Here is a 21046-nt window from a genome sequence, read left to right as displayed (position 1 = left end):
GCGCCCGCGCCGTCAGGCGCCGACGCCGACCGGGCAGGACACCCCGGTGCCACCGATGCCGCAGTAGCCCGCGGGATGCTTGGACAGGTACTGCTGGTGTTCGTCTTCGGCGTAATGGAACACCGGCGCGGGGTACACGATTTCAGTGGTGATGGCGCCCAGCCCCGCCGCAGCCAGCCGTTGCTGGTAGGCGTCGCGGCTGGCCAGCGCCTGCGCATGCTGCGCCGCGGTTTCGCAATGGATCACCGAGCGGTACTGGGTGCCGATGTCGTTGCCCTGGCGCATGCCCTGGGTGGGGTCGTGGCCTTCCCAGAAGCGCGCCAGCAGCTGCGCGAACGACACCACCGCCGGGTCATGCACCACCATCACCACCTCGGCGTGTCCGGTCTCGCCACTGCAGACCTCGCGGTAGGTCGGGTTGGGCGTCAGCCCGCCGGCATAGCCGACCGCGGTGGTCTCCACGCCCGGCAGCGTCCAGAACAGGCGTTCCGCGCCCCAGAAGCAACCCATCCCGAATGCGACGCGCCCCAACCCTTCGAATGGGCCACGCAGCGGACGGCCGTGCACGTGGTGGATGTTGTGCAGCGGCAGCGGCGTATCGCGACCCGGCAACGCCTGCCCCGCCGTCGGCATCCGCTGCTTCCACGAACCGACTCCAAGCATGTCCCGCTCCATATCGACGTCGCGGCCATGATCGGCGCGCCGCGCCGCGCGATCAAGGCGCGGCAATGGCCTAGCTGAACACCGCCGGCGCCACGTGCACGCTGTTGCGGCCGCCGTGCTTGGCCGCGTACACCGCCTTGTCTGCGCGCTCGACCAGCGAGGCCGGCAGATCCTCGTCCGACAGGCGCGTGGCCACGCCGACGCTGGCGGTCAGCTGTACGCGCTGGCCTTCCCATTCGAACACCAGGCACTCCACCGCAAGGCGCATCTCCTCGCCGATCGCGCGTGCCGCGGCGCCCCCGCGACCGGGCAGCACGACGATGAACTCCTCGCCGCCGTAGCGCCCGAGCAGGTCGCCTTCGGTAAGTGTCGAGTGCAGGACTTTCGACACCGCGCGCAGGCAGGCATCGCCACAGCCGTGGCCATGGCGGTCATTGATCGCCTTGAAGCGGTCGAGGTCGATGAACAGGACCGAGATCGGCTGGCCGCTGCGCACGGACTCGGCGACGCCGCGACCGAGCCACTGGTCGATCGTGCGCCGGTTGAAGGTGCCGGTCAGCGCATCCAGCTCGGCCGAGCGCTGCAAGGCGACGGCCGCGCGCGCGTGCTCGATGCCCACCTGGGTCGCGCGCGCGAACTCGCCGGCCAGCGCCAGCTCGGCCGCATTGAACGAGTCGCCGCCGGTGCGCTGCAGCAGCAGCACGCCCCAGGCGGGCGCGCGGATGGCGAGCGGCAGGACCGCTTCCATCGCCACCACCCCGTGCTGTCCTTCGACCGTGACCGGCTGCTGCAGCGGAATGCCGTTGGCGGCCTGGCGCTTCAGCGGCAGCAGCCGGCCGGACACGATCGCATCCACCGCCGCCTTGCTGGCCTGGGGAACGACGATGTCGATGTCGCGCCCGCCGTGGCCGCGCGACAGCACCGCCGCAAAGGCGACCGGCACCTGCGGCACCAGATGCTCCAGCAAGAGGCGGTACGCGGTCCACGCAAGATCGGTATCGGGCACGCCACGCAGCGCCGTCTGCAGGGCGGCATTGAGGTCGGCGCGCGCGGCTTCGCGCCGCATCCGCGTTTCCGACTCGGCGCGGGCGATGCGGTCGCGGTCGCGCTGGTCCCGATACTGGCCCACCCGGCTCACCAGGCCGACCGCCAGCACGGCGGCGGCGAACGCAAGCACCAGCTGTCCGCCATAGCGCAGCCACACCGGGTCCAGCCAGCGGCCGTGGGCCACGAATTCGATCACCAGCGACGCCACCGCGACCAGCGCGAACAGCAGCACCAGCGACCAGGCCATCGGCACCCGCCGCCGCCCCGCATCCACCAGCATCGCCAGGCCCAGCGTCGCCGCGCCCAGCTGCGCGACCAGCGCCACGCCCGGCAGCACGCCGCCGAACGCCTCGACGCGCATCAGGCACACCGCGGCAAGGGCAAAGAGCGCCCACACATGGCGATCTGCCAGCCGCGACAGCCGCGGCATGGCCAGGGCGGTACCGGCGTAGCGCTGCAGCAGCGGCAGCACCGCAGCCAGGAACAGCAGCCCGAGCACGCGGATCCCGTCCCCGCGCCAGGCCGACGCGGCGCCGAACACCGGCAGCGCGTACAGGTGCCCGTTGTCGGCTGCCGACGCCAGGAGGGCAAGCACGGCCGCCGCGAAGAACTGCAGGAAGGCGCGATCGCGGACCGCGCCGTACAGCGACAGCGTCAACAGGGCCAGGACGAACAGCGCGGCATAGATCGACGCACTGATCGCAGAGCCGAGCTGGGCGATGCGCATCGCCGCGTCCGCGCGCACCAGGCGCACGCGCATCACCCCTCGCTCGCTGCCGACCACGTGCAGGGCGATGCTGGCGTCGTTGCCCAGGTCCCCGCGAAGGGGAAACATGTAGCCGGACGGCAGCGTGCCATCGTCGGCCCCCGGCGCGAAGAAGTCGCTGCGCGCGCTTTGCCAGCCCGCACCTTCCAGCCAGATCGCATCCACGGCGCCCCTGCCCACCCAGACGACCCAGGGGGGACCATCGCCGGCCTCATCGGGAAATGCGACGCGCAGGGGGACCACGGTCAGCCCGGTGCGCCGCGCCGGCAGGACCAGGATGTCCGCGGCCGCGCCCGCGCGTCCCGCGCCCTGCGGCTCGCCCAGCGTCACGGCAAGCCCGTCAAGGCCGCCGCGGAACGCGTCCGAACTGGCTGCCACCAGCAACGCCAGCAGCAGGGCGACGCCGGCGGCGAAGGCCCAGTCGTGGAGCAGCGCGAGCCGCCAGCGGGACGCCATCAGGCGCACCCGCCGGAACCGCGCGCCCGTCCTGCGCGGCGCGGAGCCCACGCACCAACCGGGATTCCGCTATCCATAGCCGCCCCCCCCCCGAACCAATGCCAAACATACAAGCAAGCGGCATGCCATCTGCTCCGGCGGGCGCCGCTCGGCTACACTTCGCGGCCCGTGGCGCAGCCCGCGCCGGCAGCGTCCATCGCCACATGAGCCTACCCGCAGACCCGTCCGCCACCGCGCCCGCAGCGCCCGCCGAGAAGCAGGACTTCATCCGCCAGATCGTGCGCCAGGACCTGGCGGCGGGCCGTCACCAGGCGATCCGCACACGCTTTCCGCCGGAGCCCAACGGCTACCTGCACATCGGCCACGCCAAGGCGATCTGCCTGGACTTCGGCATCGCCGGGGAGTTCGGCGGCCGCTGCAACCTGCGCTTCGACGACACCAACCCGGCCAAGGAAGACCCCGAGTTCGTGCGCGCGATCCAGGACGACGTGCGCTGGCTGGGCTTCGAATGGGCCAGCCTGCGCCATGCGTCGGACTACTTCGAGGTCTTCTACCTGGCGGCAGAAAAGCTCATCCGCCAGGGCGACGCCTTCGTCTGCGACCTGAGCGCCGAAGACGTGCGCAGCTACCGCGGCTCGCTCACCGAAGGCGGCCGCAACTCGCCGTTCCGCGAGCGCGGCGTGGATGAGAACCTGGACCTGTTCCGGCGCATGCGCGCGGGCGAATTCGCCGACGGCGCGCGCACGCTGCGCGCGAAGATCGACATGGCCAGCGGCAACATCAACCTGCGCGACCCGGCGCTGTACCGCATCAAGCACGTCGAGCACCAGAACACCGGCGCGGATTGGCCGATCTACCCGATGTACGACTTCGCGCACGCCTTGGGCGACGCCGTCGAAGGCATCACCCATTCGCTGTGCACGCTGGAGTTCGAGGACCACCGCCCGCTGTACGACTGGTGCGTGGACCGCGTCGACCTCGCCGGCAACCCGGAGCTGCTGGCGCCGCTGGCGGCGAAGGGCCTGCCGATCGAGGCCGCAAAACCGCGCCAGATCGAGTTCTCGCGCCTCAACATCAACTACACGGTGATGAGCAAGCGCAAGCTGACGCAGCTGGTCACCGAGGGCCTGGTGGACGGCTGGGACGATCCGCGCATGCCCACCCTGCAGGGCCTGCGCCGCCGCGGCTACACGCCGGCCGCGCTGCGCCTGCTGGTGGACCGCGTGGGCATCAGCAAGCAGAACTCGGTGATCGACTACTCGGTGCTCGAGGGGTGCCTGCGCGACGACCTGGACACCGGCGCCGAGCGGCGCATGGCCGTGGTGGACCCGCTGAAGCTCACGCTCACCAACCTGCCAGACGATCACGCCGAGCAGCTGCTGTTCCCGAACCACCCCAAGGACGAAGCGCTGGGCACGCGCGCGGTGCCGTTCTCGCGCGTGCTGTGGATCGAGCAGGACGACTTCGCCGAAGTGCCGCCCAAAGGCTGGAAGCGCCTGGTGTCGGGTGGCGAGGTGCGGCTGCGCGGCGCGGGCATCATCCGCTGCGACGAGGTGGTCAAGGACGCCGACGGCAACGTCGTCGAACTGCGCTGCACGCTCGACCCGGAGTCGCGTCCGGGCATGGAAGGCGCCAACCGCAAGGTCAAGGGCACGATCCACTGGGTCGATGCCAGCCGCGCGATCGCCGCCGAGATCCGCCTGTACGACCGCCTGTTCGCGGTGGCCGACCCGGACGACGAGAGCGACGGCCTGGGCTACCGCGACCGCATCAATCCGGACTCGCGACGCACCGTGCAGGGTTGGGTGGAGCCAGCCGCGGCCGACGCCGCGCCGGAACAGTCGCTGCAGTTCGAGCGCATCGGCTACTTCGTCGCCGACCGCCGCGACCACCGCGCCGACGCGCCGGTGTTCAACCGCAGCGTGACCCTGCGCGACACCTGGGCCGCCAAGGCCTGATCCGATCCGCGCGCCGGCCTGCACGGCGGCGCCACCGCGGCGCGGCTACCATCGCCCGCGCCTCATTCCGCCAAGGAGCCCCACATGCGCCGGATCGAACCCCGCACGCTGTTGTCCCTGCTTTCCCTGCTGCTCGCCCCGCTGCTGCTGGCCGCCTGTGCGGCGCCGCAGTCGAACGCCGGCAACGACGTCGGACCACCGACAACCGCGGAACAACCGGTGGAATCCGTGCCGCGCCAGCGCCCGGGCACCGTGGCCGGCGTGTCGGTCCTCGACCGCAGCTGCAAGGTCGACACCGACTGCACCGTGAAGGACGTCGGCAGCTGCTGCGGCTACCGCCCGGCCTGCGTCAACAAGGACGCCAAGCCCGACCCGGCCGCGGTCCAGGCCGCCTGCGCCGCCAATGGCGTGATGGGCACCTGTGGCTTTCGCGAGATCGAAGCCTGCAGCTGCGTCGCCAACACCTGCGAAGCCTCGGCCTCCGCGGCGGTGGCACGCTGATGCTCTACGCCCAGGTCCACCTCACGCTGCCGGCGTGGGTCCATGACGCGGTCGATACCGCGCGCGCCTACGCCACCGACGAAGACAAGGTCGGGCTTGCGATCGAACTGGCGGGTCGCAACGTCGCCGCCGAAACCGGCGGCCCGTTCGGCGCCGTGGTCTTCGGCCCGACCGACCGCGTGGTCGCCGCCGGCGTCAACGTGGTGCTGCCGCAGAGCACCTCGCTCGCGCACGCCGAGAACATGGCCTACATGCTGGCCCAGCAGCGCCTGCAGCGGCCGCGCCTCAACCAGGACGCGGACGGACGCCATGACGGCCCCTACACCCTCGCCACTTCGGCGCAGCCGTGCTGCCAGTGCTACGGCGCGACGGTGTGGGCGGGCGTGGACCGCCTGCTGATCGGCGCGCGCGCCGAGGACGTGCACGCGCTCACCGAATTCGACGAAGGCCCGCTGCCCGCCGACTGGATCGGCGAGCTCGCGCGCCGCGGGATCGAAGTTGCACGCGACGTGCGCCGCGATGACGCCCGCGCCGTGCTCGCCGCCTATGGCCAGGCCGGCGGCCGGCGCTACTGATGCCGTCGCCGCCCATGCCGCGGGCCGTGGCGGCATGAGTGGCCTGCTCTGCTATTGCCGGGCGGGTTTCGAACCCGAACTCGCCGCCGAACTGGGCGAGCGCGCCGCGGCTGCCGGCCACGCCGGCTACGCCGTCACCGATCGCGACAGCGGCTACGTGCGCTTCCTCGTGCCCGGTGGCGACGCGCATGCGCTGTCGCGCGCGCTGCCGTGGCGCGACCTGGTGTTCGCGAGGCAGAAGCTGCAGCTGCTCGCCGACCTGCCCGCGCTCGACCCGAGGGACCGCATCGCGCCGATCATCGCGGCGCTGCAGTCCGCATCCGTGGCGGGGCCACCCGCCGCCGCGGGCCAGGCGCCGTACGGCACCCTGCTGGTGGAGCACCCCGACAGCGATGCCGCCGGTCCACTCTCGGGCCTGGCGCGCGCGTTCGGCAATGCGCTGCGCCCGGCGTTGCGCAAGGCCGGGCTGCTGGCTGCAAGCGACGACCCGCGCCGCCCGCGCCTGCACGTCTGCCTGCTCGCCGGCGACCACCTGCTGCTGGCATGCAGCGACAGCCGCGACTCCTCGCCCTGGCCGAACGGCGTGCCGCGGCTACGCCTGCACCGCGATGCGCCCTCGCGCTCGGCGCTGAAGCTCGAAGAAGCGTTCATGTCGATGCTGGACGACGCCGAGCGCGCGCGCCTGCTGAAACCCGGCATGCACGCCGCCGACCTCGGCGCCGCGCCGGGCGGCTGGACCTGGGTGCTGCTGCGCGAAGGCCTGCAGGTGATGGCGATCGACAACGGCCCGCTGCGCGAGCATGTGATGGATACCGGACGCGTGACCCACCTGCGCGAGGACGGCTTCCGCTGGCAGCCGCCGCGCCCGCTGGACTGGATGGTGTGCGACATGGTCGAGCAGCCGCGCCGGGTCGCCTCGCGGATGGCGACCTGGTTCCGCGAGGGCTGGTGCCGGCAGGCGGTGTTCAACCTGAAGCTGCCCATGAAGAAGCGCTGGCTCGAAACCACGCTGTGCCTGGACCTGTTCGCGCGCGAGGCGGGACGGCCGCTGACCGTGCGCGCACGGCAGCTGTACCACGATCGCGAAGAGATCACGGTCATCGCGATGCCGTCCGGCAGCTGAAGACGCGCGCGGTATTCAGCGGACAGTCGACGATTCCCTACGCCGACGTCATGGCGTGGCCGCTAGTGTCCGCTGACCAGCAGCCTGGAGACCCGAAGATGAAGCCACGCACCCCGACCAGCCTGGTGCTCGCCGCGCTGGGTGCATTCGCCGCCAGCGGCAGCGTGCCGGCGCAATCCTCCCTGGACACGCCCACGCAGGCGCCGGTCACCGGCACGGTCACATCGACCCAGCCCGCCGAAGCGCCGGTGACGATCAGCAGCCGGCTGCCCGATTCCGTGATCGGCGAGTACCGGATCGACATGGCGGCGCTCGACGCGAACGCCGACGGCAAGCTGACGCGCCGCGAAGCCCGCACCAATGCCACCCTGACCGCCGAGTTCCGCGCCGTGGATGCCAATGGCGACGGCGTGCTCGACAGCCACGAACTGAAGGGTTGGATGCGATAACCCGCACGAAGCCACGCGGCGGGCCGCTCAGGTCCCGGCGGCGTGCCGCCAGAGCGCGGAGGACAGCAGCGGCATGCGCCCGGCCATGCCGAGCAGCGGTCCGCGCAGCAGCGTCGCCGGAAGCGACGCGCTGGTGAAGGCCCGGTTGATGCCGTCGAACGCGCGTGCGGCCAGCGTGTCTTCGCTGCGGCGCGCGCGTGCCCAGCGCGCGAGCCGCTGCGGCGTGGCCCAGTCCTGCTTGCGCGTGCGTGCGCCTGCAATGGACTCGCGCAGCGCGGCGACATCGCGCAGGCCCAGATTGACGCCTTGCCCGGCCAGCGGATGCACGGCATGCGCGGCATCACCCACCAGCAGCACGCGGCCGGCGACATAACTGCGTGCGAGCTGCATGCGCAGCGGGAATGCGACCCGTCGCGAACATGGCATCGCGCGGCCGAGCCGGGCATCGAAGGCCTGCGTGAGTGCGTGGCCGAACGCGTCGTCATCCATCGCCAGCGCAGCCTGCGCCGCGGCGGTGGGCTGCGACCAGACAATCGAAGAGCTGCCGTCGGCGCAGGGCAGGAACGCCAGCGGCCCGCCCGGCAGGAAGCGCTGCCAGGCGGTCGCTTCATGCGCCTCTTCCGTGCGCACGTAACCGACCACGCCGGATTGTCCGTAATCACGGCCGTCGACGGCGATGCCGGCCAGCCCGCGCAGGGTGGATGCGGCGCCGTCGGCCGCGATCGCGACGCGCGCGGAAACGCGGCGGCCGTCGTCAAGGCGCAGCTGCACGCCAGCGTCGTCCTGCTCGAGGGTCTCGACGCGGGCGGGACAGCGCAGTTCCACGCCCGCGGCTGCCAGGCGCGCCCACAGGCGGTCGACCAGCAGCGCGTTCTCGACGATCCAGCCCAGTTCGCGGCGCCCGTAGGCGTCGGCGTCGAACATCAGCTCGCCGCCGCCGGCGGCGTCCCACACCCGCATGCGCCGGTACGGCTGCAGGCGCGTCGAGGGCGCACCGTTGCAGCCGGCGACCGCGTCCCAGGCGCCAAGCGTCTCGAACAGCGCGGCGTTGTCGGGCGCGAACGCGTAGACGCGCAGGTCCGGGGCGTCGGCGGACCAGGGCGCGGGCGCGCGGCCCTCGACCAGCACCACTGAAAGATCCTGTTGCGCCAGCGCAAGCGCTGTCGCGGCACCGACCACGCCGCCGCCGACCACCACGGCATCGACCTGGCCGCGGCGCATCAGCCCGCCTCCGCGCGGCACGCGGCAGGCACGTCGCCGCGATAGCCCATGGCGCCGCCGACCAGTCCCGCCTGCAGCGCCGGCACGGCATCGAGTGCCATCAGGCCCAGGCTGCGCAGCAGCGTCACGCCGGGCGCGGGATTGGACGTCAACCGCGCGAATCCGTGCGAGAACGCCAGCGTGCGGCTGCGGTCCTCGGCGCGGCGCGCCGCGTAGGCGGCCAGCAGCGCGGGGTCGCCCGGATCGGCGCCCGCGGCGGCCTGCGTTGCCAGCAGCTCGGCCAGCGTCATGGCATCGCGCAGGCCGAGGTTGAATCCCTGCGCACCGATCGGGTGCAGGCTCTGTGCGGCGTTGCCGACCAGCACCGCGCGCGCCGCCACGGTTTCCGCGGCGGTGACCGCGACCGCCGGGTAGGCGCTGCGCGGTCCGGCCTCGAGCAGGCGGCCGACCCGCCAGCCGAACGCATCCTGGACGTGGGCGAGGAAAGCGGGCTCATCGAGTGCCTGCACGCGCGCGGCGTCCGCAATCGCCACGCCGTGCACCAGGCCCCAGGCGCGATCGCCGCGCGGCAGCAGGGCTGTCGGGCCGTCGTCGCCGAGGCGCTCGTAGGCGGTGCCGTCCGGCGCGCGCGACGCGCGCAGCCGCGCCACCAGCAGCACCTGGCCATAGTCATGCTCACCGGCGTCGATCCCGAGCGCGGCGCGCACGCCGCTGCGCATGCCATCGGCGGCGACCACCAGGCGCGCGCGCAGCACGGACGCGGCACCGCCCTCCACATGCACTTCGCGCACGCCGTCGGCGGCAACGCCCAGCGCAGTGAAGCGCGTTCCGCGATGGCGCGTGAGCCCGGCCACGTCGCCCAGCCGCGCTTCCAGCGCCTCGCCGAAGTCCCGGGCCACGACCACCTGGCCGAAACACGCGCGGCCGTAATCGGCCGCGGCGAGGCGAATGCGGCCGAAATCGCCGCGCCGGCTGACATGGATGCGCTCGATGGCGCCGGTGGGCGCGCGCAGGCGCGTCATCACGCCAAGGTGCGCCAGGGCGTTCACGGTCGCCTCGGCAAAGCTCAGGTTGCGCTCGTCGAACACCGCAGGCATCGCCGCCGCGGGCGCTGCCTCGACCAGCGCGACATCGAGCCCGGTGGTTTCCAGTGCGATTGCAAGGCTGGCGCCGACCAGGCCGCCGCCGATGATCACCACGTCGTGGGTTGCGCTCATGCGGGCATGATACGGCCCCTCGTGCCGCCAGTTCGCTAGAATGGCCGCCACCTCGAAGTCCGTGCCGGAGCTCCCAGCGCCATGAACACCACCCTGCAACGCGCCATCATCCTGTCACTGCTCGTGCTGCTGATGGCGGCGACCCGCAGCCATGTGTTCAACCACTTCACTCCGGTGCCGGATGCGTCCTGGGCGGTGTTCCTGATCGCCGGCTTCTACCTGCGCAGCTGGTCGCGCCTGGTGCTGCCGGGCCTGCTGGCCCTCGCCGTGGCGATCGACTGGGCGGTGATCACCGGCCAGGGCATGTCGTTCTGGAGCCACTACTGCGTGTCGGCCGGCTACTGGATGCTGCTGCCGGCGCACGCGGCCATGTGGGCTGCCGGTGCATGGCTGCGCCGCGGCTACGGTGGTGCCAGCGTGGCCGCGCTCGGCCGCCTCGCCGCCGCCGTGGTGCTGGCCACCGCAACCTGCCACCTGCTGGCGCAGGGCGGTTTCTACTGGCTGTCCAACGCGGTTGCCGAGCCGACGTTCGCCGGCTGGGCACTCAACTACGGCCACTGGTTCCTGCCCTACCTGAGCGCCACGGCGATGTTCGTCGCGCTTGCGGCGATCGCGCAGGTGGTGGCCGAAGCCATCTCGCGCCACGGTGCCGTGAGCGCGCCGGCGCGCGACAAGCGCCGCTGACGCCATGGGCAACCGCCTGTCGAAGATCTACACCCGTACCGGCGACGACGGCAGCACGGGACTCGGCGACGGCAGCCGCACCGGCAAGGATTCGCTCCGCGTCGAGGCCTATGGCACGGTCGACGAGGCCAACTCCACGATCGGGCTGCTGCTGGCCAGCGAGATCCCGGAGCCGATGCGCGAGCTGCTGACGTCGGTACAGCACCAGCTGTTCGACCTCGGCGGCGAGCTCTGCATCCCGGGGCACGCGGCCATCAGCGATGACGACGTCACCCGCCTCGAGCAGCACCTCGACCAGTACAACGCGCCCTTGCCGCCGCTCAAGGATTTCATCCTGCCCGGCGGCGGCGATGCGGCGGCACGCTGCCACATCGCACGCACCGTGGTGCGCCGCGCGGAACGCTGCACGGTGGCGCTGTCGCGGGTCGAGGACATCCGGGCGCAGCCGGTGCGCTACCTCAACCGCCTCTCCGACCTGCTGTTTGTGCTGGCGCGCGTGCTGGCGCGCGAGAGCGGCCATGGCGAGGTCATCTGGCGGCACGAGCGCCGCAACGCCTGAGCGATGGCTGGCCGCGCACCCGCGCTGGAGTCCGCGCCTTGAGCGCGACCGGCCTGCCGGTCTTCACCCACGCCGCGTGCTTCGCGCACGACACCGGTCCCGGACACGCCGAAAGCCCGCAGCGGCTGGGTGCGGTGATCACCGCCCTGCGCGACCACGTCCCCGGTCTGGACTGGCTGGAAGCGCCCCGCGCCACGCGCGGGCAACTGCTGCGCGTGCACGACCCGATCCTGCTGCAGGCGGTCCTCGAGGCGCCCGACCGGCTGGTGCAGCTCGATCCCGACACCGTGCTGTCGCCGGACTCGCCCGAGGCCGCGCTGCGCGCCGCCGGTGCCGTGGTCGCGGCCGTGGACCACGTGATGGCCGGCATCTCGCACAGCGCATTCTGCGCGGTACGCCCTCCCGGCCACCACGCCACAGAACTGCATGCGATGGGCTTCTGCCTGTTCAACAACGTCGCCGTCGGCGCCGCGCACGCGCTGGAGCGCCACGGCCTGTCGCGCGTCGCGATCGTCGATTTCGACGTGCACCACGGCAATGGCACGCAGGCGATCTTCGCGGAGGAGCCGCGCGTGCACTACAGCAGCTCGCACGAGATGCCGCTGTTCCCCGAGACCGGCGACCCGCGTGAACGTGGCGCCGGCAACGTGCGCAACGCGGCGTTGCGGGCCGGCACCGGCAGCCATCGCTTCCGCGAGGCCTGGCGCGAGCAGCTGTTGCCGGCGATCGATGCCTTCGCGCCGCAACTGCTGCTGCTGTCCGCAGGCTTCGACGGCCATCGCGCCGACCCGATGGCACACATCGAGCTCGAAGCCGACGACTTCGCCTGGATCACCGGCGAGCTTGGCGCGATCGCCGGGCGCCATGCCGACGGCCGCATGGTCTCGGTGCTGGAAGGCGGCTACGACCTGGCGGCGCTCGCCGAGTGCAGCGTCGCCCACGTCGCGGCGCTGGCGGCAGCGTCGCCCCGCTGAACGCCGCGTTCACGCCGGGCGCCGCCCTGCACGCGGGCCGTCCTGCGTTCACCCGGCGCGCATTGCCGCTGCACGGGCGATGCGGCAAGCTAGCCGCCGCCCTTTCGCCCGGATGAACGCGTGCACAAACCCCTCCGACTGCTCCCGTTGTCGCTGTGCATTGCCTGCGCACTGGCGACGCACATCCCGGATGCGCGGGCAGCGGATGAACCCGAACCCGATTGGGGCCTGTGTCCGGTCGACGATTCGGTGCCGGCGTTCGCCGATGCGCAACCCGCGGTCGGCTCGATCGAAGACCGTGCCTCGCAGCCGACCGACATCGCCTGCGACGACATGAGCGGCATCGACGGCGAGAACGTCGCCTGCAAGGGCAACGTCACGCTGCGCCGCGGCGACCAGTTCCTCGGGGCGGACGGCCTGCAGTTTGAAAACGAGACATCGACCTATGTCGCCACCGGCAGCGTGCGCTACCAGGACTCCGGCATGCGGATGGTCGCCGAGCGCCTCGAGGGCGACCAGGAAGCCGACACCCACCGCGTCGACGATGTCCGCTACCAGCTGACCGACCGCCGCGGCAACGGCGGCGCCGAGCGCATCGAGATGAAAGGCTCGCAGGGCTCGCTGTACGGCTCCACCTATTCGACCTGTCCACCGGACGACCGGTGGTGGGAGCTGCGCGCCGGCCGCATCGACATCGACAACGAGAAAGGCCAGGGCATCGCACGCAACGCCACGCTGCGGGTGGGCAAAGTGCCCGTGCTGTACGTGCCGATCTTCGCCTTCCCCACCGACAACCGTCGCCACACCGGCCTGCTCTACCCCGCCATTTCCTATTCCAGCCGCAACGGCTTCGACTGGCGGCAGCCGATCTACCTGAACCTCGCGCCCAACTACGACATGACGCTCGAGCCGCGGCTGATGACCAATCGCGGACTGCAGCTCGGCACCGAGTTCCGCTACCTCATCAATGGCGGCGGCGGCGTGCTGGAGCTCGACGTTCTGCCTTCCGACAAGCTGACCAGGGACGGGCGCGCCGACGAGATTGCGTCGCCCTACCCTGAAGAGAACTTCCGCAAGGAAGACCGCGGCATGTTCCGGTTCAACGGCTACCAGAACATGGGCCCGCACTGGCAGGCGCGGACCAACCTGGCGTGGGCCAGCGATCCGCGCTACCTGGAAGACTCCAGCAACGCGTTGAACGGCATGACCAACTTCTCCGTCAAGAGCGACGTCGGCGTCTATGGCAGAGGCCGCTCGTGGGATGCCGGGGTGATGGCCGACTACTGGCAACTGGGTGACTGGACGCTGGCCGAAGCCAACCTTCCCTACCACCGCCTGCCGCGCGCGTACGTCAACTGGGAAGACTCCTTCGGCGACTGGCTGGTCGCCGGGCTCACCGCCGACGCCACGCGCTTCGCGCACGCGGACAGCACCGCCCGGCCGGGCGGAAGCCGCATCGACGTGCGGCCCTACCTCTCCATGCCGCTCGAGGGCGCCAGCTGGTTCATCAAGCCGACCGTCGCCTGGCGCTATACCGCCTATGCGCTCGAGGATGCGTTGGCGCAGGAGCTCGCCCGCGTAAATGGCAGGAGCCCCGACGCCTCGCCCTCGCGCAACCTGCCGATCACCACCGTTGACGCGGGCATGTTCTTCGACCGCGAGACGCTGTTCCGCGGCGACACCTACCTGCAGACCCTCGAACCGCGCCTCTATTACGTCAACGCGCCCTACCGCGACCAGTCCAACCTGCCGCTGTTCGATACCCAGTTCACGTCGTTCGGCTGGGGCCAGCTGTTCCGCGACAACCGCTTCACCGGCGCCGACCGCCAGGCCGATTCCAACCAGCTCACCCTGGCGCTGACCACCCGCCTGATCGAGTCCGAATCGGGCGTTGAGAAGCTCTCGGCCAGCATCGGCCAGATCCGCTACTTCGAGGACTCGCGGGTCGGCCTCGAGGCGACCTCGCCGGTCATCCGCGAGGGCAAGTCGGCCTGGATCGCCGACGGCAACTACGCCATCAACGACCGCTGGAGCATCGGCGCCACCTACCACTGGAACCCGGCCACCCGGCAGGAGGACCTGGCCAGCGTACGCACCCGCTACCTGATGGGCGACGACGGCGTGGTCAACCTTGCCTATCGCTACCGCCGAAACGCCGCCAACCAGCTCGACCTGCTCGAGCAGGTCGACATGTCGTTCCTGTACCCGATCAACAAGTCGTGGAGCCTGGTGGGCCGCTACTACTATTCCCTGCTCGACAAGCAGCTGCTCGAGGGCATCGCCGGCGTGCAGTGGGACAGCTGCTGCATGGCCGCGCGCCTAGTCGCGCGCCGCTATGTCCGCAACCGCGTCGGCGAGATGAACGACGCGATCCAGTTCGAACTCGAATTCAAGGGCCTCGGCTCCGCCGGCCCCGACACGGCCAGCCGTCTGCGCCGTGCTATCCTCGGCTACTACCGCGAGGACCTGTACCTGGTGCCTCCTGCCGAAGTCCGCAGTGGCCCAGGCAACGACCCATCCCTCGACGCGACCCCATGAAAAACATCCTGATTCCGAGCCTCGCCCTCGCCTTGGCCGCCTTTGGCCTGCCTTCCATGGCGCAGGACATCCAGCCGCTTGACGGCATCGCCGCGGTCGTCAACGAGGACGTGATTCTCGAGAGCGAACTCGCGCTGGCGACGGCCAACATCCTGTCCCAGTACGGCGACCGCCCCGAGCAACTGCCGCCGGCGGAAGTGCTGCGGCGCCAGGTGCTGGAGCGCCTGATCCTGGTGCGCCTGCAGACCGCTCGCGCCCAGGAGAGCGGCGTGCGCGTGTCCGATGAGGAAATCGACGCCGCGATCGGTGGTATCGCGAAGCAGAACAACCTGACCCCGGACCAGCTGCGACAGCAGCTGGCGGGCGACGGCCTGAGCTTCAGCGACTTCCGTCGCTCGCTCGGCGAGGAGCTGATGATCCAGCGCATGCGCCAGCGTTTCGCGCAGAGCCGGATCACCGTCAGCGAAGGCGAAGTCGACGCCGCGCTGGCCACCCAGGCCAGCGGCACCCAGTACCGCCTGGCCCACATCCTGGTCGCGCTCCCCAACGGCGCCACCCCGGAACAGATCGCCACCGCGCAGCAGAAGGCGGACGGCGTGAAGGGCCTGCTGGACCGCGGCGAAATGGATTTCCAGGCCGCGGCGGTGCGTTATTCGGACAGCCCCAATGCCCTCGAGGGCGGTGACCTGGGCTGGCGCAGCAGCGACGAGATCCCGACCGCGTTCAGCGGCTCCATCGCCACCATGCAGCGCGGCCAGGTGCTTGGGCCGTTCCGCGGACCGAGCGGCTTCCAGCTGCTGCAGCTGGTCGACACCCGCAGCGCCGCCGCCGCTGACGCGCAGACCGTGACCCAGTACCAGGCGCGCCACATCCTGGTGCGCAGCAGCGACGCCGCCGGCAAAGCCCGCATCGACACGCTGCGCGCGCGCATCGCGGGTGGCGCCGATTTCGCGACGGTGGCCCGCGAGGACTCCGAAGACCGCTTCACCGGTGACAAGGGTGGCGACCTCGGCTGGTTCATGCAGGACCAGTTCGGTCCTGACTTCGGCGCCCAGGTGGCTGGACTGGCCGATGGCGAGGTTTCCGCGCCGTTCCGTACCCAGGCGGGCTGGCATGTGGTGCAGCGCCAGGGTACGCGCCAGGCCAACGTCGGCGAGGAAAACCGCCGCGCCCAGGTCCGCGAGACCATCGGCCAGCGCAAGCTCGAAGACGAATGGAACCGCTACCTGCGCGAGCTGCGCGGCGAAGCCTACGTCGACATCCGCACGGCCGGCGTCTCCGGCGCCAACGGCGACTGATTTGCAGCGCCCACGGCTCGCGCTGGTCCCGGGTGAACCGGCCGGCGTCGGGCCGGAGCTCTGCGCACGCGCCCTGCAGCGCGCGTGGGATGCCGAACTCGTCGTGCACGGCGACGGCGACGCCCTGCTCACTGCCGCTGAACGGCTCGGGATCACGCTCGAACGCCCTGCGCACGACACCCTCGTCGCCGCCGGCGGCCGCTTCCGCCTGATCGACGTCCCTGGCGCCTGCGTGGTCGCGCCCGGCAGGCCCGCGGCGGCCAATGCACCTGCCGTGGTCGCCGCGCTGTCCAGTGCCGCGGATGCCTGCCTTCGCGGCGACTGCGACGGCATGGTCACCGGCCCGGTGCACAAGGCCACGATCAACGACGGCGGCATCGCCTACACCGGCACCACCGGCCTGCTGGCCGCCCACGCCGGGTGCGAGGTGGTGATGATGCTGGCCAATGACCACATGCGCGTCGCGCTGGCCACGGTGCACCTGCCGCTGCGCGCCATTGCCGATGCGCTCACCCCGGCACTGCTCGAACGCAGCCTGCGCATCGTCCACGCCGCCCTGCGTGCGGACTTCGGCATTGCCGACCCGCTGATCACGGTCCTCGGGCTCAACCCGCATGCCGGCGAGGATGGCCACCTGGGCCGCGAAGAGATCGACGTGATCATCCCGGTGCTCACGCGCCTGCGCAGCGAAGGCCTGCGGCTCGAAGGCCCGCTGCCGGCCGACACCGCCTTCCTGCCGCGCAAACTGGCCGGCGTCGACGCCGTGCTGGCCATGTATCACGACCAGGGGCTTCCGGTGCTGAAATACAGTGGTTTCGAGCAGGCGGTGAACATCAGCCTGGGCCTGCCCTACCCGCGCGTCGCGGTGGACCATGGCACCGCGTTCGATCTTGCCGGCAGCGGCCGCGCCGACCCCTCCAGCCTGTTTGCGGCGATCGATAGCTGTACGCGGCTGGCGCGTGCGCGCCGGGCCACGCGCGATGCCCTGCACGCGGACAGGCTGGCATGAGCACCACCACAAGCCACGACGGCACGTTCCGCGATCCGGCGAAGAAATCGCTCGGCCAGCACTTCCTGCACGAGCGCGGCGTGGTCGACAGGATCGTGCTGGCGGTGGACCCGCGCCCGGGCGACCACATCGTCGAGATCGGCCCGGGCCAGGGCGCGATGACGTATCCACTGCTTGACCGCCACGGTCGCCTCACGGCGATCGAATTCGACCGCGACCTGCTGGCACCGCTGGCGGCGCGCGCACGCGCGCATGGCGAACTCGAGCTGGTGCACGCCAACGTGCTCGACGTCGATTTCACCGCGCTGGCCGCGGGCACGCCGATCCGCCTGGTCGGCAACCTGCCCTACAACCTGTCGTCGCCGATCCTGTTCCATGCGCTCGACCACGCCGCGGTCGTGCGCGACATGCACTTCATGCTGCAGAAGGAAGTCGTCGACCGCATGGCCGCAGGACCGGGCAGCAAGGTGTACGGGCGGCTCAGCGTCATGCTGCAGGCCTACTGCAGGGTGACCGCGCTGTTCACCGTGGGGCCGGGCGCGTTCAAGCCGCCGCCGAAGGTCGACTCCGCCGTCGTCAGGCTGGTGCCGCGGCCGCCGGAGGAGATTGGCATCGACAACCGGGCGCGGTTCGCCGCGATCGTGCGCGCGGCGTTCGGGCAGCGCCGCAAGACACTGCGCAATGCGTTGCAGCCGCTGTGTTCCGCAGACGAGATCAGTGCCGCCGGCGTCGACCCGTCGCAGCGCGCGGAGCAGCTCGAAGTGGCGGATTTCATCCGCATCGCCAATCTTCCGGCGGCCACGTAGTCCCCGGATTCACACCGACGGCTTAAACTGCCGGCATGGACGACACGCCGGACTACACGCTGGAAATACAGATCGCGACGCGATTCCTCGCCGACGAGTCGGCGCCGGAGGACGATCGCTACGTGTTCGCGTACACGATCCGCATCCGCAACCTCGGCAAGCGCGCGGCACAGCTGCTGGACCGGCACTGGGTGATCACCGACGGCAACGGCCGTGTCGAGGAAGTGCGTGGCGAAGGCGTGGTGGGCGAACAGCCCAGGCTCGAACCGGGCGAACAGTTCACCTACACCTCCGGCGCGGTGCTGCAGACCGCCGTGGGCACGATGGAAGGCAGTTACGGCATGCTCGGCGATGACGGCACGCAGTTCGATGCGCCGATCCCGCCGTTCACGCTCGCCGTACCGCGAACGCTGCACTGATGGCCGTCTGGGCGATTGGCGACCTCCAGGGCTGCCTGGGTCCGACCGAGCGCCTGCTCGATCGGATCCGCTTCGATCCCGCGCGCGACCGCATCTGGTTCTGCGGCGACCTGGTCAACCGCGGCGGCGAATCGCTGGAGACGCTGCGCCTGGTGCATTCGTTGCGCGCGAACGCGGTCACCGTGCTCGGCAACCACGACCTGTCGCTGCTGGCGATCGCCGATCGCCGCGAGGACGAGCAGCGCAAGGTCAATCCGGACCTGCAGCGCGTGCTGTTCGCGCCCGACCGCGACGAGCTCCTCGACTGGTTGCGCGTGCAGCCACTGGTGCATGCCGACCACGAGCTCGGCTGGATGATGGTGCACGCCGGCCTGGCCCCGAGGTGGACCGCCGCCGACGCCGAAGCCCTGGCGCGCGAGGTCGAGGCCAGCATCCAGGGCAAGGACCGCCGGCGCCTGTTCAAGCAGATGTATGGCGACCGGCCGGCGTGGTCGCCGGGCCTGCGCGGCACCGACCGCGAGCGCGCCATCATCAACATCTTCACGCGCATGCGCTATTGCAGCCCGCGCGGCCGCATCGCGTTCGAGGAGAAGGGTGCGCCGGGCACCCAGCTGCCGGGCCTGTATCCCTGGTACGCCGTACCCGGTCGCGTCGAGCGCGGCCTGAAGGTGGTCTGCGGGCACTGGTCGTCACTCGGCCTGTTCATCGGCCACGGCGTGCACGCGATCGATACCGGCGCCGTCTGGGGCGGCAAACTCACCGCGCTGCGGCTGGACTGCGAGGAGCTGCAGGTGGTGCAGGTTCCTGGTCGGTCGCTGCCTTCCCAGCCCCCAGCCTGAAACGGCAGGCGTGCCCGCCGCGGACGATGCACTCGACGTGGTGGACGCGGCGCCCGGTGGTCGCTTCCATGTAGGCAAGGTCGAACCTGCACACCTGCGGGTGCTGGCGCGCGAGGTCGTGGAACACGCAGTTGAAGGCTTCGACCTGCCAGTCTTCGCCGTGCCGCGCGGGCACCGCCTCGTAGCCCAGCGCATCCAGCCGCTGCGCCAGCGCACGCGCCAGTCCTTCGCCGCTTTCGACGTCGAGCGATGGCTGCGTCGCCGCGATGGTGCGGCCCAGCTCCTGCAGCAGCGCCCCGACCTCGTCCTCGCCCATGTGCGCATGCAGCTGCGTGAGCAGCGCGGCTGCGATGGCGCCGTAGTTGCGCGGGAACAGGGCGCGCCCCTCGGCGGTCAGCACGTAGCGCGCCTGCGGGCGGCCACCGGTGGCGCGCGACTGTCCACTCTGCACCAGCCCGCGCGCGGCCAGCGCGGTGATGTGCTGGCGCACCGCGTTGTGGCTGATGCGCAGCCGCTCGCACATCTCCTCGACGCCGAGGCCATCGACGGCCGACAGCAGCTGCCTGAGCAGCCGCTGCCGGGTATCCCCGAAGTGCGCCAGCCCTGGCGTCATCGCGGGCCTAGGTGGCCTTGTCCGGGAACTGTTTGGCGATGGCTCCCGCGAGCGCGTCGGCGATCATGTCCATGTGCGTCTGCATCGCGCTCCATTCGGCGGCTTCGCCAGCGGTGTCGTCCGCCAGGATCAGGTCGACCTGCCGCGAATGGTGCGCGCCGTGGGCCAGCATCAGGCCTAGCACGGTGTCTTCGGGCAGGTTGGGATTGGCACCCGCCAGGAACTTCGCGATCTCGCCGGCATTGGCGGTGAGGTCGGCCATGGCAGCCTCGGCGGCGGCTCCCCCGCCAGCGGCGCGGGCATCGGTGAGCGCCTTCACCGCGCCCCAGTGGCCACCGAGCAGGGCCAGCATCTGCTTGCCGCCGGCCTCGCCATAGAAGCCCGCCACCGCGGTGCTGATCTGCGTAGCGTTCTCGACCACCGCGTCGGCCGCGGCCTGGGCGTCGGCGGCACTGCCGGCATGCACGGCGAGCGCGTAGTCGCGGGCATGCACGATGTGGCCGTGCCAAAGCTCGCGCATGGCGGCGTGGAGCTGTGGTGCGGCGACAGCGCCGGACTCGGGCATTGGCGCTGGCGCCGTGGCCACGGGTGTCGGAGCGGTGGCCTCGGGCGCGGTGGCCGGAGTGTCGGGCGGCACGGCCCGGTCGCAGCCGGCCAGGGCCAGCGCCAGCGCCACGGCTGCGACAAGCGGATTGAGTGGAATCGACATGGAAGGACTCCGGAAGGCATCGCGGGGTGCGACCGGGGCATCATGCGCCGCGTGGCGCGATTTGCCATGGTGCCATGTGTAAAGGCGCCAGATGGCGCCTGGAGGCGATCAGGCGCGCCGGTACTCGACAAAATCGAAGGCGAAGGCGTGGCGCGCGTCGGCTGTATGGTGCTCGCGCGACACCTCCCGCCAGCCGTCCCCGTCGAAGGCCGGGAAGAACGCGTCGCCGCCTTCGACCGCGGTGTCGACATGCGTCAGGTACAGCACCGCGGCGCGCGGCAGCGCCAGGGCATAGACCTCGGCGCCGCCGATGACGCACAGCTCGGCGGCTCCCGATGCCAGCGCGCAGGCCTCGTCCAGCGACGCCACGGCGTCCATGCCGGCGAACGGCACCTGGCCGCTGCGCGTCAGCACCAGGTTGCGCCGCTTCGGCAGCGCGCGGCCCAGCGACTCGGCCGTCCTGCGTCCCATCAGCACCGGCTTGCCGAGCGTCAGCGCCTTGAAATGCGCGAGATCCGCCGGCAGGTGCCACGGCAGGCCGTTGTCGCGGCCGATCGCGCGCCGGCGGTCGAGCGCGGCCACCAGCGACAACGCCGGGGCGATCGGCGGCTGCGTCATCGCG

General features: G+C 71.3%; 20 protein-coding genes and 1 pseudogene. 14 read left to right on the top strand and 7 right to left on the bottom strand.

The features are described 5' to 3' along the window. Window positions 1-12: 12 nt before the first annotated feature. Entirely contained in the window at window positions 13-663 is a 651-nt protein-coding gene (msrA, locus tag JHB91_RS13295; RefSeq protein ID WP_199473202.1) for a peptide-methionine (S)-S-oxide reductase MsrA, read from the bottom strand. Window positions 664-733: 70 nt separating this feature from the next. Then, window positions 734-2932 (bottom strand): GGDEF domain-containing protein, encoded by a 2199-nt coding sequence (locus JHB91_RS13290; protein WP_199473201.1) that lies wholly within the window; start codon window positions 2930-2932, stop codon window positions 734-736. A 203-nt stretch (window positions 2933-3135) separates the two neighbouring features. Between JHB91_RS13290 and JHB91_RS13285 the strand changes: the two genes are divergently transcribed. From JHB91_RS13285 to JHB91_RS13265, 5 genes are all read left to right on the top strand, one after another. Then, complete coding sequence (locus tag JHB91_RS13285) at window positions 3136-4890, top strand: glutamine--tRNA ligase/YqeY domain fusion protein (RefSeq protein WP_199473200.1); 1755 nt, start codon at window positions 3136-3138, stop codon at window positions 4888-4890. Window positions 4891-4974: 84 nt separating this feature from the next. Further along, window positions 4975-5391, top strand: a complete 417-nt coding sequence (locus JHB91_RS13280) for a hypothetical protein (protein ID WP_199473199.1) — start codon at window positions 4975-4977, stop codon at window positions 5389-5391. Further along, window positions 5391-5966 (top strand): nucleoside deaminase, encoded by a 576-nt coding sequence (locus JHB91_RS13275; RefSeq protein WP_199373315.1) that lies wholly within the window; start codon window positions 5391-5393, stop codon window positions 5964-5966. The genes JHB91_RS13280 and JHB91_RS13275 overlap by 1 nt, the downstream gene beginning before the upstream one ends. Before the next feature lie 34 nt (window positions 5967-6000). Further along, window positions 6001-7089, top strand: coding sequence for a 23S rRNA (cytidine(2498)-2'-O)-methyltransferase RlmM (gene rlmM / locus JHB91_RS13270; RefSeq protein ID WP_199473198.1), 1089 nt, complete (start codon window positions 6001-6003; stop codon window positions 7087-7089). Window positions 7090-7187: 98 nt separating this feature from the next. Then, entirely contained in the window at window positions 7188-7538 is a 351-nt protein-coding gene (locus JHB91_RS13265; RefSeq protein WP_199473197.1) for a hypothetical protein, read from the top strand. Window positions 7539-7565: 27 nt separating this feature from the next. Here the strand turns inward: JHB91_RS13265 and JHB91_RS13260 are convergent, their stop codons facing one another. After that, window positions 7566-8759 carry an FAD-dependent oxidoreductase gene (locus tag JHB91_RS13260; protein ID WP_199473196.1) on the bottom strand — a complete coding sequence of 398 codons (1194 nt, stop codon included), beginning with the start codon at window positions 8757-8759 and terminating at the stop codon, window positions 7566-7568. Beyond that, window positions 8759-9976 (bottom strand): 2-octaprenyl-6-methoxyphenyl hydroxylase, encoded by a 1218-nt coding sequence (ubiH, locus tag JHB91_RS13255; RefSeq protein ID WP_199473195.1) that lies wholly within the window; start codon window positions 9974-9976, stop codon window positions 8759-8761. Before ubiH ends, JHB91_RS13260 begins: the two co-directional genes overlap by 1 nt. An 81-nt stretch (window positions 9977-10057) precedes the next feature. Between ubiH and JHB91_RS13250 the strand changes: the two genes are divergently transcribed. From JHB91_RS13250 to JHB91_RS13210, 9 genes and pseudogenes are all read left to right on the top strand, one after another. Continuing rightward, complete coding sequence (locus tag JHB91_RS13250; protein ID WP_199473194.1) at window positions 10058-10660, top strand: hypothetical protein; 603 nt, start codon at window positions 10058-10060, stop codon at window positions 10658-10660. A gap of 4 nt (window positions 10661-10664) precedes the next feature. Beyond that, window positions 10665-11219, top strand: coding sequence for a cob(I)yrinic acid a,c-diamide adenosyltransferase (locus JHB91_RS13245; protein ID WP_199473193.1), 555 nt, complete (start codon window positions 10665-10667; stop codon window positions 11217-11219). Window positions 11220-11272: 53 nt separating this feature from the next. Continuing rightward, window positions 11273-12193 carry a histone deacetylase family protein gene (locus tag JHB91_RS13240; RefSeq protein WP_199473258.1) on the top strand — a complete coding sequence of 307 codons (921 nt, stop codon included), beginning with the start codon at window positions 11273-11275 and terminating at the stop codon, window positions 12191-12193. A gap of 120 nt (window positions 12194-12313) precedes the next feature. Next, window positions 12314-14731 carry an LPS assembly protein LptD gene (lptD, locus tag JHB91_RS13235; protein WP_199373321.1) on the top strand — a complete coding sequence of 806 codons (2418 nt, stop codon included), beginning with the start codon at window positions 12314-12316 and terminating at the stop codon, window positions 14729-14731. After that, on the top strand, window positions 14728-16029 hold the full coding sequence (locus JHB91_RS13230; RefSeq protein ID WP_199473192.1) for a peptidylprolyl isomerase: 1302 nt from the start codon (window positions 14728-14730) through the stop codon (window positions 16027-16029). Before lptD ends, JHB91_RS13230 begins: the two co-directional genes overlap by 4 nt. A gap of 1 nt (window position 16030) precedes the next feature. After that, a complete protein-coding gene (pdxA, locus tag JHB91_RS13225) occupies window positions 16031-17038 on the top strand; it encodes a 4-hydroxythreonine-4-phosphate dehydrogenase PdxA (protein ID WP_199473191.1) in 1008 nt (335 codons plus the stop codon). After that, complete coding sequence (gene rsmA, locus JHB91_RS13220; protein WP_199473190.1) at window positions 17035-17844, top strand: 16S rRNA (adenine(1518)-N(6)/adenine(1519)-N(6))-dimethyltransferase RsmA; 810 nt, start codon at window positions 17035-17037, stop codon at window positions 17842-17844. Before pdxA ends, rsmA begins: the two co-directional genes overlap by 4 nt. 35 nt (window positions 17845-17879) lie before the next feature. Further along, window positions 17880-18263 carry a Co2+/Mg2+ efflux protein ApaG gene (gene apaG, locus JHB91_RS13215; RefSeq protein WP_199373325.1) on the top strand — a complete coding sequence of 128 codons (384 nt, stop codon included), beginning with the start codon at window positions 17880-17882 and terminating at the stop codon, window positions 18261-18263. Next, window positions 18263-19099, top strand: a pseudogene (locus JHB91_RS13210) (symmetrical bis(5'-nucleosyl)-tetraphosphatase); the annotation flags it as partial. The gene apaG and the pseudogene JHB91_RS13210, both read left to right, overlap by 1 nt. Here the strand turns inward: JHB91_RS13210 and JHB91_RS13205 are convergent. The 3 genes from JHB91_RS13205 to JHB91_RS13195 form a co-directional block, all read right to left on the bottom strand. After that, entirely contained in the window at window positions 19020-19715 is a 696-nt protein-coding gene (locus tag JHB91_RS13205) for a hypothetical protein (protein WP_199473189.1), read from the bottom strand. The pseudogene JHB91_RS13210 and the gene JHB91_RS13205 overlap by 80 nt on opposite strands. Before the next feature lie 7 nt (window positions 19716-19722). Beyond that, the gene (locus JHB91_RS13200) at window positions 19723-20424 is read right to left on the bottom strand and encodes a hypothetical protein (RefSeq protein WP_199473188.1); all 702 of its coding nucleotides are present in this window, start codon (window positions 20422-20424) and stop codon (window positions 19723-19725) included. Between the two features lie 108 nt (window positions 20425-20532). Continuing rightward, entirely contained in the window at window positions 20533-21042 is a 510-nt protein-coding gene (locus JHB91_RS13195; RefSeq protein WP_199473187.1) for a dihydrofolate reductase, read from the bottom strand. Window positions 21043-21046: the final 4 nt, after the last annotated feature.

The sequence above is a fragment of the Luteimonas sp. MC1828 genome, from assembly GCF_016461615.1.
In the GTDB taxonomy this organism is placed as follows: domain Bacteria; phylum Pseudomonadota; class Gammaproteobacteria; order Xanthomonadales; family Xanthomonadaceae; genus Luteimonas.
The sequence above is the reverse complement of the archived record's forward strand: the minus strand, read 5'-3'. Positions and strand labels throughout refer to the sequence as shown.

Excerpts from the sequence above, each read along its gene's own strand:
- msrA (WP_199473202.1), bottom strand. The coding sequence starts at position 663 with ATGCTTGGAGTCGGTTCGTGGAAGCAGCGGATGCCGACGGCGGGGCAG.
- JHB91_RS13290 (WP_199473201.1), bottom strand. The coding sequence starts at position 2,932 with ATGGCGTCCCGCTGGCGGCTCGCGCTGCTCCACGACTGGGCCTTCGCC.
- JHB91_RS13285 (WP_199473200.1), top strand. The coding sequence starts at position 3,136 with ATGAGCCTACCCGCAGACCCGTCCGCCACCGCGCCCGCAGCGCCCGCC.
- JHB91_RS13280 (WP_199473199.1), top strand. The coding sequence starts at position 4,975 with ATGCGCCGGATCGAACCCCGCACGCTGTTGTCCCTGCTTTCCCTGCTG.
- JHB91_RS13275 (WP_199373315.1), top strand. The coding sequence starts at position 5,391 with ATGCTCTACGCCCAGGTCCACCTCACGCTGCCGGCGTGGGTCCATGAC.
- rlmM (WP_199473198.1), top strand. The coding sequence starts at position 6,001 with ATGAGTGGCCTGCTCTGCTATTGCCGGGCGGGTTTCGAACCCGAACTC.
- JHB91_RS13265 (WP_199473197.1), top strand. The coding sequence starts at position 7,188 with ATGAAGCCACGCACCCCGACCAGCCTGGTGCTCGCCGCGCTGGGTGCA.
- JHB91_RS13260 (WP_199473196.1), bottom strand. The coding sequence starts at position 8,759 with ATGCGCCGCGGCCAGGTCGATGCCGTGGTGGTCGGCGGCGGCGTGGTC.
- ubiH (WP_199473195.1), bottom strand. The coding sequence starts at position 9,976 with ATGAGCGCAACCCACGACGTGGTGATCATCGGCGGCGGCCTGGTCGGC.
- JHB91_RS13250 (WP_199473194.1), top strand. The coding sequence starts at position 10,058 with ATGAACACCACCCTGCAACGCGCCATCATCCTGTCACTGCTCGTGCTG.
- JHB91_RS13245 (WP_199473193.1), top strand. The coding sequence starts at position 10,665 with ATGGGCAACCGCCTGTCGAAGATCTACACCCGTACCGGCGACGACGGC.
- JHB91_RS13230 (WP_199473192.1), top strand. The coding sequence starts at position 14,728 with ATGAAAAACATCCTGATTCCGAGCCTCGCCCTCGCCTTGGCCGCCTTT.
- rsmA (WP_199473190.1), top strand. The coding sequence starts at position 17,035 with ATGAGCACCACCACAAGCCACGACGGCACGTTCCGCGATCCGGCGAAG.
- apaG (WP_199373325.1), top strand. The coding sequence starts at position 17,880 with ATGGACGACACGCCGGACTACACGCTGGAAATACAGATCGCGACGCGA.
- JHB91_RS13205 (WP_199473189.1), bottom strand. The coding sequence starts at position 19,715 with ATGACGCCAGGGCTGGCGCACTTCGGGGATACCCGGCAGCGGCTGCTC.
- JHB91_RS13200 (WP_199473188.1), bottom strand. The coding sequence starts at position 20,424 with ATGTCGATTCCACTCAATCCGCTTGTCGCAGCCGTGGCGCTGGCGCTG.
- JHB91_RS13195 (WP_199473187.1), bottom strand. The coding sequence starts at position 21,042 with ATGACGCAGCCGCCGATCGCCCCGGCGTTGTCGCTGGTGGCCGCGCTC.